Source organism: Candidatus Acidulodesulfobacterium acidiphilum (assembly GCA_008534395.1).
GTDB classification, from domain to species: domain Bacteria; phylum SZUA-79; class SZUA-79; order Acidulodesulfobacterales; family Acidulodesulfobacteraceae; genus Acidulodesulfobacterium_A; species Acidulodesulfobacterium_A acidiphilum.
In genome coordinates this window covers 42825-55326 of the sequence record SHMQ01000004.1, presented here as the reverse complement: position 1 = coordinate 55326, position 12502 = coordinate 42825, and the positions used below count along the sequence as shown (strand labels likewise).

Sequence of the window (12502 nt, the reverse complement as noted above, 5' to 3'; positions counted from 1 at the left end):
AAATTAATAACTATCGCATAAATGATACGGCGATAGTTATTAATTATATAACACGGACTATCAAATATCTATATTTTTTATTATCTTACAGAAGTAAAACCCCAATATTTAAGTATTTTCCTTCCTCTATGCGAAAACAAAAGTTTTTCAAAATCTTTATCTAAAGATTTATGCTTTGACTGATTAAGTATAGATACCGTAAATTCTGCGCGCGTATTATATTTAGCCGGAATTTTTATTATATTAATTTTAGCGCCCGCTTTTTGAAGTTCCAATAGCTGAGAAGTATATAGTATTCCTAAATCGGTGTTTCCTGATTCTAAAATCGGCATTACAAGCGCCGCGTCTAATAGATGGTCGGCATGAGACGTAATTGTTTTAAAAGCTCCTGGATATTTTTTATTTATCCTTCTGAACATTGCCCATGTATAGTCGCCTGCAGGATCGCTATGCGGGCTTGACGTCGTTAAAGACACGTTTTTATCCATTAATTTTTTTATCAGATTGTTTTCGGTTACATTCGCCGGGTTATCTATAGGAGTTGCGGCGGCAAGATAATCGTAAGCAAATATTTTATATGAATTTAAAAAACCTTTTTTTTCAAGCTGTCTTTGAAATTTTCCGTTGGCCGACAAAAACATATCGGCAGGAGCGCCCTCTTCGATATCTCCTTTCAAAACTCCGGCGCCTAAAAAATCGTAATATATATGAACGCCGGGATGTTCTTTTTTAAAAATTTTGCCTATTTCCATTATCGGTTTAGGAAGCGCATCGGCTGCAAGTATTCTTAAGGTTACCGCATTTGCTTTCTTAAACCCAAAATTAAATGAAATAAATGAAATCAGCACAAGCAAAAACAAAAATGCCGATAATTTTTCAAAAATTTTTACAAAGGCTTTCTTTTCTTTTTTCATTTTTACACCCTCTTTTTTAAATTAACATTATATTATTTTACGATATTTATTACTATTAAAAAGTTCTCACAACCATAAAATTAATCGTATTCTGCGTGCTTTTTCCGTCTCCGAAAACTTTATGGTTGGTTATCTGATTTTCTAATTCTACTCTGAATTGAGTATGTTTAAAAATATTCATATTAGGCCTGAATCCTAAAGTAAGAGTCGAATCGAAATAATTAAACGCTTCTCCCGGTACGCTTACAGACTCCCACATGCCGTTTGGATCCCACACCCTGACTTCTCTGATAGTTTGGGAAAATCTTCCTATTTTTGATAAACCGTAGTGATGTATATAAAAAGCTAGTCCTGAAAAATGCGATCTGCCGTATGTAGAATCCGAAGACTGAAACAGGGCGGTATTAGGCGATACCGCATTTTCGATATTAATATTATCGTTTTGAATAATAGAATTGTTAATACCTCCGTTTATTCCCATTTCATAATCTAATACAAAATCTAAACAATGCAATGTTTTATACTCCGCGTCCATATAATTATAAAAATATTTATTTAAATTATCGGGAATTATATTGTTGTCGTAAATAAGAAAATTTTCCGCGCCGTAAACCATTCCTTCATGAAAATTAATTATTTTTAAAGGCTTGTATGAAATATAAAATTCATAAGTAGGATAGCTGTTTATCGGTTCCATAGACTGATAAACGTAAGACACCTGAAAAAATGTTTTTAATTTTTTATGAATTATAGGATAACTTAGCGCTATTCCGGTTAGCGAACCGGGTTCTACGGAATCGATAATAGAATATGTATTTTCCCAATTTTTTGCTAAATTGTGCGACTCAAAACCTATCGGAGAATTATGCATGCCGACGTCAACCTTAAGACCGTTTCCTATGGGTATGCCGAATGACAAAAATAGATTTCTAAAACCGTAAAGAGGTCTTTTATAGGCTGGTTCCAAATAATACGAAAGATTACCCATGTACGACTCAGGGTGCTGTATGCTTTCGCCGGTATCCATCGTTAACGTAAAACCTATTCCAAACTTATTCCTTCCGTTTGAAAAAGGGTTCTTAGACAATGTAATATCTAATTCATTCACCGTAAAACCGTTAGCCTTAAAATCGTCGTTATAATTTCCGTTGTAATTTCCTTTAGGATACTGCGAATCTGCAACGGGATGAGCAAAATTATAAGTATAAGATGTTGCAAAAACTCCGGAAAGCTTAATCTGCGATAAAAAATTATTTTTTTTACATATTTTATGAGCATAAGTTTTTTTAGGCGCATTTAGTAAAGCTATAATCATAAAAGGCATGCATGCTAAAAAAATAATAAATAATTTCGAATAATAAAGCCTTTTCTTTTTCATATAAATTTCCCCTTATTAATTTCTGTTTTATTTATTTTATAAAGTTTTTACGATATATCTTAATTGATATAATGCTAAATAAAAAAATTGAAAATGCAAAAAAAATATGCAAAAAAAAAATGTTATGTCTATTATGATACAACGAAAAATAAAAGTCAAGAAAATAATAATCTTTTTCATTGCCGATATTTTTCAATTTATACAATAATATTTTTGTCAATAACCTGCAAGCGCAGTCGGGAGTAAAAAAATAAATAAATCTGACACCTTTTCTTTTTCACCTTTTCTTTACGACTTTTCCGCAGAAATGATTTTGGTCTTCAATCTTCCGTCGCTTAAAAGCAATATTAAATTTTCGTTTTCTTTAACCTGAGATACCGAAGAAACCACAATATTTTTCTCGTTAAAGGTTATAGAATATCCTCTTTTTAAAACGTTATAAGGACTTAAAGAGTTTAGTGCTTTTTGTTCGGCGTTTATGCGGCCCCTGTAGTTTGAAATTTTTACTAGAGCGTATTTTTCGAGTTTTTCCGATAATCCATTTACATGAAGTCTGCGTTCTTTAATAATATTTAACGGATTTTTAAGAAAAAGTCTTTTTCTTAAATGCGAAATATTTATATTTAATAAGTTAATTTTTCCGGCGATTAATTCATGCATATTTTCTACAAGGTCGTTAATGCGAATTTTTTTATTTTCTATTATTCTCTGCGGAGAAACTTTTTCAATATTTTGAATTAAATGCGAAATTGAGTTTTTTTTGTTTGAGATAATTTTATATACTGCCGAGTGCAACCTGGTATTTAAAGACTCTACCTGCCTTACAAGCTCTGATTTTACCGGCACAACCATCTCCGCCGCATTTGACGGAGTTGAAGCACGCCTGTCGGCGACGAAGTCTGCAATCGTAAAATCAGTTTCGTGTCCTACCGCGCTTATAACCGGAATTTTAGAATTATAAATAGCTCTTGCGGTAATTTCTTCGTTAAACGACCATAAGTCCTCTATACTGCCTCCGCCTCTCCCTACTATTATTACGTCTATTTTTCTTTCGCGTTCGTTGTATTTATTTAATAAATCGATAGCATTTGCTATTTCGATGGCGCTGTTCTGACCCTGAACCGATGCGTTTGCGAAAATTATAGACGCATTTTCAAACCTTTCAGATATTATTTTTACCATGTCGTGAAGCACGGCGCCGCTTCTTGAAGTAACTATGCCTATTGTTTCCGGTAAAAATGGTATACTTCTTTTTCTGGATTCGTCAAAAAGTCCTTCTTTTTTTAATTTTTCTTTTAAAAGCTCGAACATTGCATAAAGTTCGCCGTGACCGAGAGGTTCGATTTCCGAAACTATAAAACTATATTCGCCTTTGGGTTCGTATAGGTTTAACCTGCCGTAAACCGCTACGGACATACCTTCTTTCAAGTCGCATTTTATTTTGCGCAAATCGCTTTTAAATATTATACATTTTAATTTGGCAAATTCGTCTTTTATATCGAAGTAATAACCCGATGAATAATTAGTTTTTAAACCTGATATCTCTCCTTTGACCCTTATATTATAAAAATTATCTTCAAGAGTTGCCTTTATTAGACGTGAAAGTTCGGAAACTGTAAAAACCAAATGGTCTCTTTGTATGTCTTCCATGTTTTTTATATTTATTAAAGTATTTATTTATCGATTTAATTTAAGTTATTTATTATTATACCTTTTATTTTTAATAAAAAAAGCCACTAACGCTCCGCCAAGGGTTATATATCCCAGTATTGCGAAGGAATCTCCGTAGGAAGCTACTGCAGCTAGCATTTGAACGATTTCGTCAAAAAATCCGTGCGCAGGACTAGGGTAAATAGTGCCAGGCCTGAAATAACCTGATGCTTTTGAAATTAAATCTCCGTTTATAAAATGCATTACGTTGCTATAAGCATTTGAATTGTATTTTATATCTCTTGCGTACTGATTTAAATGATAGGCCTGTCTAACGACAAGCTCATTGCCTATATACGCAATTCCAAAAGATGCTCCAACCTGCAGTGAGACCGGTATTAACCCTGAGGCTTCCGGTATAAGCTCTTTTTTTACCGAATTTAAAGCGGCGCTCATAACCGGAGCATTCAAAAGTCCGATACCTACGCCTCTTATAAGCTGATTTACAATTATGTCGTAAACGCTGGTATTTAACGAAAGATTATCGAACAGGAACATTGAATAAGCCACTATTAATAATCCGGCAAAAAGAGGATATCTCGGTCCTATTCTGTCTGATATTTTTCCAGAAAAAGGAGATACTAAGGCTACGGCAATAGCCGTAGGGGCCATAAGAATACCTGCGTGCATAGCATTATAGTTCATAACGTTTTCTATAAAGAGCGGCAAAAGAAACATAGCTCCGAAAATCCCTACGGCTCTTACCATATTAACGATAAAAGCAATAACGAAATTATAATTTTTAAAAATATCCAAATTGAGAAGGGGAGTTTCGACAAATAGTTCGGTTATGATAAAAAAAACGCACGAAAAACCGCTTATTACTTCCGACTGTATTATTATAGGAGCGTGCCATCCGAGCGTCTGCCCTTCGTTAAGAGCGTACAGCAAGGAAGCCATCGATAAAGACATAAATAAAAAACCGAGAAAATCAAATTTTTTAATATATTTTTTTACAGGTATATCGTGAGTAAGAATGGCTATCGCTCCTAAAACCGAAATAATTCCGATAGGCACGTTAACGTAAAATATCCATCTCCAATCGACGTAATCGACGAGATATCCTCCTAAAGCAGGACCCACGGCAGGAGCAAGCATTGCCCCTATAGACCATATGCCCATTGCTTCGCCTCTTTCGTCCGGAGGAAAAACTTCGGCAAGCAGTGTTAATCCGGTCGGCGTTAGTCCCGCGCCGCCTATAGCTTGAATTATTCTAAATATTACAAGATCGCTGAATGAAGGCGAAACCCCGCATAATGCGGAACCTATTACGAAAACGACTATCGATATTATAAAAGGATATTTAATTCCCCATCTTCTTCTTATATAAGCCATGGGAAGAATAACGATAGAGTAGGCAATAGTATAGGCTATCATAACCCATTCGGCATCCGTAACGTTTATGCCGAAATGCGACATCATTTTTGGGATTCCGACCGTTACGATATTGACGTCGAGTATAGCCATAAATGAAGACACGACGACGAGGGCAAGCACTATCCATTTATAGCTTTCGTGGGATTTTTCGACCATAATTATTGCAAGTTATTTTACGGAAATACCGCGCATAAATAAGTTTAATATTTCTTCGGTATCTTTTTCTATCATTTCGGAAGTTAAATCAAACATGCCGTTAAGAAAATTGTATATAGCGCCGGTTTTTATCAAAGATACAAGCATATATGCAGACTTGGAATAATTCAGGTCTTTTCTGAATTCCTCAGATTCCATACCTGATTTAATAATGCCGGCGATATACTCCGTATATCTTTTTCTTCTTAAATTATAAGATTCCTTTGATTTTTTTTTCAAAAACACTACGTTTACTTCGTCCAAAAAAATAGTTTTAAAAAAATATCTGTTTTCGTAAATATGCTTTATATTTTCGTTAATTAAAGATTTCAACTTATTAAACGCTCCGCTTTCATTGCCGACCCTTGTTTTTATTCTTTCAAACATTTTTTCGAATCCCGAAGACAATACTTTCTCCAGAAGGTCGTCTTTGTCTTTAAAATAAAGATAAACCGTCCCTTTAGCTATACCGGCTTTTTGAGCCACTTTGTCCATAGTCAATGCAGAAAAACCTATTTCTTCTATAAGTTTTCTGGACGAAGATAAAATTAATTCGTATTTATCCTGAATTTCGGTCATATATACATTATAATGACTTAATAGTCATAATTCAATAAAAAAATATATCTTATTACTACGGGGACAGAATTCAATTCTGTCCCCGTCTCAAAATTGATATTTAATTCTGGCAAAACTGCATTAAAGGCTGTTTTAATTTTTTAATCAAAAAAGAAAGCGACATGAAAGCAATTATAACATAAACGGCCGAAAAAATAAAATGTACAGTTTCGTTACTTTGTGCGTTTAGTCCGTAAATTAAGATATTAGAAAATACTATTAACGGAAAAGACCACATTAAAATCCAACCTTCAAAAAAATGAAAACAGTGGGCTTCTTTTCCGTAAAGTCCTGAAAGTCCGGCGAGGACAAGTCCTGCCGATACAACTAATATCTCAGGATTTTCAACGAAAATATATATAATCCCGCTTATAATACCAAAAGTTACGCAGGATAATATAAATATTTTTATTTCTTTTTTCCATACCAAAAGAAATAACGAAGATATTAAAGAACCTGCATAAAACATAAAAAAAGCGATATAAAAAAATATAATGCCGCTTGAAACGTTATTAAGAAAAATATAAGAAAAAACAAAAAAAAGCATGCCGATAAATCCTATAACGTAACCCGACCTGTATATGACGTCGTATAATTTTGGATAATAAACTTCAGTTTCCATTTGTTCACTTCCGTTTTGTGATTGTGCCGGAATTAAATTCTGTCCCCGTATCTATTTTATTTTGCCGAGAACCGAAATATTTCTGCCGGCTTTGTTTAAAAATAAGCGGTCGGCTGCCTTTTTTACGGCATGCCTGTCGACTTTTTCTATATCTTTAAGAACTTGAGTTTTCGGTATATATTTACCCTCATAAATTTCATTAATTGCATTTCGGTTCATTATTTGGCTTGTAGACTCCATTCCCAAAAGAAAACCGTCGTATATATGTTTTTTTGCGTTAGATATTTCGTCGTCGCTTATATTTCCTGAAACTATTTCATCTATAATTTCAAATATTAATTTTTTGGATAACGCAAATTTTTTCGGAGAAACGCCTGCATAAATATAAAAAAAACCGTCGAATTTATGAAAAACGGAATTAGAATAGATAGAATACGCAAGACCTTTGTTCTCTCTTACTTCCTGAAAAAGTCTTGAACTTACTGAACCGCCTAATATTGCATTAAGCACTTCAACCGAAAAAAAATCTTTATCCAATCTGCTGACTCCTTCTAAACCTATTAGAAAATGGGTCTGCTCAAGATCTTTTTCGTGAACAAAATCGCCGAAAAATTTATCGGTAATTAATTTTTTATCTGTTTTTACGTTATCAAATTTTGATACGATTTTTTGCATATAGCAGTTAACAGATTCAGCGATTTTATCATGGTCTAAATTGCCTGCCGCCGAAATTACCACATTTTGAGGATTGTAACGGGATGAATAATAATCCAGTATTTTTTTTCTGTTAAAACCGCTTATAGTATCTTCCGTTCCAAGTATCGGCAAGGCATAAGGAGAATTTCCGTATAAATCTTTATGAAAAAGCTCCATGGAATAATCTGATGGGTCGTCTTGAACGCCTGATATCTCCTGCAGTATAACGTCTTTTTCTTTTTCTATTTCCTCTTCCGGAAATAAAGAATTAAACATTAAATCTATAAGGAGATTTAATGCGTTATCGTAATTTTTATATAAAACTTTAGTATATATGCAGGTTAATTCATTGCCAGTAAAAGCGTTTAGAGCTCCGCCCATCAGGTCTATTTCCCTGTTTATATCTTTATACGACCTGCTTGCGGTTCCTTTAAAAAAAAGATGTTCTATGAAGTGGGATATTCCGTTAAGTTCTGCCGGTTCGTAAACCGAACCGGTTTTAACCCACAATCCTATACTTATAGAATTGAAATAAGTTTTTTTTTCGGTTATTAAAGTAATGCCTGATTCTAAAACTTCTTTTTTAAAGTTTTTCATAAAGCTTCTTTCATAGACAGTTTTATTTTACCTGTTTTGTCTATATCAATGACCTTGACTTTCACTTCGTCGCCTTCTTTTAATACGTCGGAAACTTTTTCCACTCTTTTATTATCTATCTGCGAAATGTGGACTAATCCGTCCGTACCGGGAAATATCTCGACAAAAGCGCCAAAATCCATTATCTTTCTTACTTTACCGAGATAAATTTTGCTGATTTCGGCTTCCTGGATAATATCGTTTATCATAGCGACGGCAAGCTTAAGAGATTCTCCGTTGTTTGAAGAAATCGTCACTTTTCCGGAATCTTCTATATCTACTTTAGCGCCGGTCTTTTCTATTATTCCCTTTATTACCTTGCCGCCAGAACCGATCACTTCTCTTACTTTTTCGGGTTTAACGGTCATAGTAATTATTCTCGGAGCATTTTGCGCCATGTCTTTTCTCGGTTCCGAAATAGACTGAAGCATTATATTAAGTATATGCAAACGTCCTTCTTTTGCCTGCGATAGCGCGTTTCTTAAAATTTCGCTCGTAACGCCCGAAATTTTTATATCCATCTGTAAGGCCGTAACTCCGTTCGACGTTCCGGCAACTTTAAAGTCCATATCGCCGAGATGGTCTTCGTCGCCAAGAATATCAGATAGTATAGCTATGCTGTCGCCTTCTTTTATGAGTCCCATGGCTATTCCCGCAACGGGAGCTTTTATCGGAACGCCGGCATCCATTAAAGCAAGAGTGCCGCCGCATATCGTAGCCTGAGAAGAAGAACCGTTAGATTCTAAAATTTCGGAAACCAACCTTATGGTGTAAGGAAATTTTTCAGCGGGCGGAATTATATATCTTAATGCTTTTTCGCCCAGCGAGCCGTGTCCGATTTCTCTTCTGCCGGGAGACCTTAACGGCGCTACTTCGCCGACCGAAAAAGGAGGAAAATTATAATGCAGCATAAACCTTTTGGCGGATTCTTTCTCAGGCGCGTCTATTATCTGTTCGTCGAACTTTGTCCCAAGAGTCGCGGCAACTAAAGCCTGCGTTTCGCCCCTCGTAAAAACTGCGCTGCCGTGAGCCATAGGCAATTCGCCGACGGAACAAGTGATGGGCCTTATATCTTTAAGTCCTCTTCCGTCAATTCTTAAACCGTCTTTTATTATATTATTCCTCAATATGTCTTTCTGTATCGATTCCATAATATGCAGTATCGCTGCTTCATGCTCCGGATAAGATTCTTTAAGGAGTTCGATAATTTTATTGTCTAAACTTTCGACTCTTTCGTTTCTCTCAAGTTTTGCAGGAATTTTAAGAGCATCGGATAAATCGTCGAATGCAAGCTCTTTAACCCGTTCATATAATCCGTCAGGCAGTTTAATTTCTTTTATAGAAACTTTTTTAACGTCGATTTCAGATAAAATACTATTCTGAAATTCGATTAATTCCTTGATCTTACCGTGAGCAAACTCTATAGCCGAAATAAGCTCTTCTTCGTCTAACTCGTTAAAACTTCCCTCCACCATCGTTATAGCATCTTTAGAACCGGCAACTATAAGAAAAGTGTCGCTTTCTTCAAGTTCTTTATATGTCGGATTGGCGATAAAATTACCGTTTATTCTTGCTACTCTGACGCCTGCCGTAGGTCCGTTAAAAGGAGCTTCGGATACCATCAAAGAAAATGAAACGCCTATCATTGCAGCCATATCCGGATCGTTTTCGCTATCCATAGATATAACGGTTGCTATAATCTGGGTATCCAAAAAATAGTTATCCGGAAAAAGCGGCCTTATAGGCCTGTCCAAAAATCTTGAAGTCAAAACCTCTTTTTCGCTAGGTCTTGCTTCCCTTTTAAAAAAACCTCCGGGTATTTTGCCGGCGGCATAATATTTTTCGACATAGTTAACGGTAAGCGGCAAAAAATCGATGCCTTCTTTAATATTTTTGTTTAAGCACGTAGTAACAAGGACTTTTGTGTTTCCTATAGTTACTAAAGCGCTTCCGGATGCCTGCTTTGCAAGCCTACCCGTTTCCACGGTTATTTTTTTACCGTCGAACATTATTGTTTTACTTGTCATTTCGTCTCCTATAAAATTATAAACAATTTAACCGGCTCTTGTAAAAATATAAATGCCGTTTTTATTTGCGAAGGTCGAGGGCTTCTATAAGAGCTTTATATCTTGCTTCGTCTTTATTTTTTAAATAATCCAAAAGATGCCTTCTTTTTGCTACCATCTTCAGAAGGCCTCTTCTGGAATGATGGTCTTTTGCAAATTTTTTAAAATGCTCCGACAATAAATTAATTCTGTAGGTAAGCAGCGACACCTGAACTTCAACCGAACCGGAATCATGTTCATGAGTTTTAAATTTGCTGATAATCGTAGTTTTTTCTTCTTTAGAAATAGCCATTTAATTGAACCCCCTTAAGGACATATTTAATTTTAATTTGTATCTAATTTGTTATGTGTCGGAATTGAATTCCGCCTTTTTAATTTGTGATTGGTCGGAATTAAATTCCGCCCAATATATAATAAAGTTAAAGTTTAACGTTAATATTGACTGTCGGTATAATATTTTTAATCAAAAAATCTGCGTCTTTTTCTATGAAATCATGCGGCAATGCGTTAGAAACGTCAAAACCTCCGGCGCTTGTTCTTCTGAGGCTGTAAAGCTGAGCCGGAATATCGAATTTATCCATTATTTCCTGAGCAATAGCCCTTATATATGTCCCTTTAGAAACGGTGCATTTAAAATCTATAAAAGGATTGCCGGCAGATTTTATTTCAAAATTATATATTTTAACGACCGACGTAGGGTTATCGGTAACTACGTCGATATTATTTCTCGCATACTTATATAGAGGAATACCCTTATATTTTCGCGCGCTGAAAGCCGGTATCTTCTGGATAAAATCTCCCGATATATTTTTCAAATAAGCGGCTATGCTTTCTGCTTCGGAATCCGACACTTCCCTGAAACCGTTTTGTCTGCCTGTAATATCAAGAGTATCGGTGCTTATTCCAAGCCTTAAAGTTCCTTCGTAAGATTTAGGCATATTAACCAAACGATCCTGAAGTTTGGTCGCATTATTTAGAAGGACAGGCAAAACTCCGGTGGCAAACGGATCAAGCGTACCCGCATGCCCTACCTTTGAACAGTTAAGCCGTTTTTTTATATGATAATCTACATTAAACGAGGTCATATTTTCCGGCTTATCTATAACCAAAACTCCGCTTAAACCTTTATCGTATATTTTCATATTTTTTATGCTTTTTCGTTTAATATCTCGCCGCAATATCTATATACTTCTTTTTTAATTTCATTTATATCGCCGTTTACTTTGCATCCTGCGGCAAATTTATGCCCGCCTCCTCCGAACTTTTCGGCAACGTATGCGACGTTTGCATAACTTTTTGACCTGAAATTTAACCTATACTGGTTGAAACCGGTTTCCCTGAAAAATATTGCAATTTCTACTCCCTGAATAGACCTCGGATAGTTAACGAAATTTTCATACAGTCCGTTAATTTTTCCGGAATCGGCTTCTTTAAGAACGTCTTCTATCATTTTTTTTGTGCCGACCATAGATGCAACTTTTCCGCCTGATGAAAATTCTAATGTATTCAGGCTCTTTCCAAGCAAAAAATACATCTCGGCGGGTTTAGTCTCAAAAAGTTCGGTAGCTATTGCAGAAGGATCCATATTATATTCGTTTAACACAGAACATATATAGAATGATCTTTTATTTGCCGAAGAGTAATGGAAAGAACCGGTATCCGTAAGAATAGACGTGTATAAAGAAAGCGCTATATCGCCACTTATAAAAGACAATATTTTAGCGCGTTCTTCTTTATCGCAAGGCAAAGGTTCCGAAAATTTATCTCCAAGGAAATTATCGAACGGCGAATATCTAATATTGTTTATATATGCCCCGTATGCAAGAAAAAGGTAAAACAGAACTTCTCCTGCAGAACTTGCATCAGGCAGGACGAGATTTGCATGCCCGAAATACGTATTGGTAAAATGATGGTCTATATTAATTATTCTGTTTATTCCCGAAAGCTGTTCATAATTCGAACCTATTCTGGAAAATTCGCCGCAATCTACTACAATAAGAAGATCTATAGGCTCTTTTGGAAATTCGTTTAAAAATTTATCCGACTCCGGTAAAAATTTCAAATTAGCAGGTATCTGATCTTTTTCGTAAAGATATACTTCTTTATCCAAAGATTTCAAAAATAATCCCGTCGCTATAGCGGAACTTATAGCATCTCCTTCCGGATTTTCATGGGTAGATACCATTATTTTTTTTGACGTTTCTATTATGCGGAATATTTCGTCGGCAGTATTTTTAAAAGCGTTTAAATCCGAAACCGAATAATCTTTCTTTGGAGATATCATAAATTT

The 12502-nt window shown here is 35.2% G+C and carries 11 protein-coding genes; all 11 read right to left on the bottom strand.

From position 1 onward, the window contains the following. Positions 1 to 80 precede the first annotated feature (80 nt). The 11 genes from modA to EVJ48_02250 all read right to left on the bottom strand — a co-directional run bounded on the left by modA (position 81) and on the right by EVJ48_02250 (position 12496). On the bottom strand, positions 81 to 914 hold the full coding sequence (gene modA, locus EVJ48_02300) for a molybdate ABC transporter substrate-binding protein (GenBank protein ID RZV40026.1): 834 nt from the start codon (positions 912 to 914) through the stop codon (positions 81 to 83). Between the two features lie 55 nt (positions 915 to 969). After that, positions 970 to 2292 carry a hypothetical protein gene (locus EVJ48_02295; GenBank protein ID RZV40025.1) on the bottom strand — a complete coding sequence of 441 codons (1323 nt, stop codon included), beginning with the start codon at positions 2290 to 2292 and terminating at the stop codon, positions 970 to 972. Positions 2293 to 2580: 288 nt separating this feature from the next. Next, the gene (locus EVJ48_02290) at positions 2581 to 3942 is read right to left on the bottom strand and encodes an exodeoxyribonuclease VII large subunit (protein ID RZV40024.1); all 1362 of its coding nucleotides are present in this window, start codon (positions 3940 to 3942) and stop codon (positions 2581 to 2583) included. Between the two features lie 45 nt (positions 3943 to 3987). Further along, complete coding sequence (locus tag EVJ48_02285; GenBank protein RZV40023.1) at positions 3988 to 5535, bottom strand: DHA2 family efflux MFS transporter permease subunit; 1548 nt, start codon at positions 5533 to 5535, stop codon at positions 3988 to 3990. 12 nt (positions 5536 to 5547) lie between these two features. Further along, the gene (locus EVJ48_02280) at positions 5548 to 6153 is read right to left on the bottom strand and encodes a TetR/AcrR family transcriptional regulator (GenBank protein RZV40022.1); all 606 of its coding nucleotides are present in this window, start codon (positions 6151 to 6153) and stop codon (positions 5548 to 5550) included. Positions 6154 to 6253: 100 nt separating this feature from the next. Then, entirely contained in the window at positions 6254 to 6814 is a 561-nt protein-coding gene (locus EVJ48_02275; GenBank protein ID RZV40021.1) for a hypothetical protein, read from the bottom strand. A gap of 51 nt (positions 6815 to 6865) precedes the next feature. Then, a complete protein-coding gene (locus EVJ48_02270; GenBank protein ID RZV40020.1) occupies positions 6866 to 8107 on the bottom strand; it encodes an insulinase family protein in 1242 nt (413 codons plus the stop codon). Continuing rightward, positions 8104 to 10173: a polyribonucleotide nucleotidyltransferase gene (pnp, locus tag EVJ48_02265; GenBank protein ID RZV40019.1), complete on the bottom strand. Its 2070-nt coding sequence runs from the start codon at positions 10171 to 10173 to the stop codon at positions 8104 to 8106. The genes EVJ48_02270 and pnp overlap by 4 nt, the downstream gene beginning before the upstream one ends. A 61-nt stretch (positions 10174 to 10234) precedes the next feature. Continuing rightward, the gene (locus EVJ48_02260) at positions 10235 to 10504 is read right to left on the bottom strand and encodes a 30S ribosomal protein S15 (GenBank protein RZV40018.1); all 270 of its coding nucleotides are present in this window, start codon (positions 10502 to 10504) and stop codon (positions 10235 to 10237) included. Positions 10505 to 10631: 127 nt separating this feature from the next. Then, positions 10632 to 11354, bottom strand: coding sequence for a tRNA pseudouridine(55) synthase TruB (gene truB, locus EVJ48_02255; protein ID RZV40017.1), 723 nt, complete (start codon positions 11352 to 11354; stop codon positions 10632 to 10634). A 5-nt stretch (positions 11355 to 11359) separates the two neighbouring features. Further along, positions 11360 to 12496 carry a bifunctional oligoribonuclease/PAP phosphatase NrnA gene (locus tag EVJ48_02250; GenBank protein ID RZV40016.1) on the bottom strand — a complete coding sequence of 379 codons (1137 nt, stop codon included), beginning with the start codon at positions 12494 to 12496 and terminating at the stop codon, positions 11360 to 11362. Positions 12497 to 12502 lie beyond the last annotated feature (6 nt).

Coding starts and splice junctions, on each gene's coding strand:
- modA (RZV40026.1), bottom strand. CDS start 914: ATGAAAAAAGAAAAGAAAGCCTTTGTAAAAATTTTTGAAAAATTATCG.
- EVJ48_02295 (RZV40025.1), bottom strand. CDS start 2,292: ATGAAAAAGAAAAGGCTTTATTATTCGAAATTATTTATTATTTTTTTA.
- EVJ48_02290 (RZV40024.1), bottom strand. CDS start 3,942: ATGGAAGACATACAAAGAGACCATTTGGTTTTTACAGTTTCCGAACTT.
- EVJ48_02285 (RZV40023.1), bottom strand. CDS start 5,535: ATGGTCGAAAAATCCCACGAAAGCTATAAATGGATAGTGCTTGCCCTC.
- EVJ48_02280 (RZV40022.1), bottom strand. CDS start 6,153: ATGACCGAAATTCAGGATAAATACGAATTAATTTTATCTTCGTCCAGA.
- EVJ48_02275 (RZV40021.1), bottom strand. CDS start 6,814: ATGGAAACTGAAGTTTATTATCCAAAATTATACGACGTCATATACAGG.
- EVJ48_02270 (RZV40020.1), bottom strand. CDS start 8,107: ATGAAAAACTTTAAAAAAGAAGTTTTAGAATCAGGCATTACTTTAATA.
- pnp (RZV40019.1), bottom strand. CDS start 10,173: ATGACAAGTAAAACAATAATGTTCGACGGTAAAAAAATAACCGTGGAA.
- EVJ48_02260 (RZV40018.1), bottom strand. CDS start 10,504: ATGGCTATTTCTAAAGAAGAAAAAACTACGATTATCAGCAAATTTAAA.
- truB (RZV40017.1), bottom strand. CDS start 11,354: ATGAAAATATACGATAAAGGTTTAAGCGGAGTTTTGGTTATAGATAAG.
- EVJ48_02250 (RZV40016.1), bottom strand. CDS start 12,496: ATGATATCTCCAAAGAAAGATTATTCGGTTTCGGATTTAAACGCTTTT.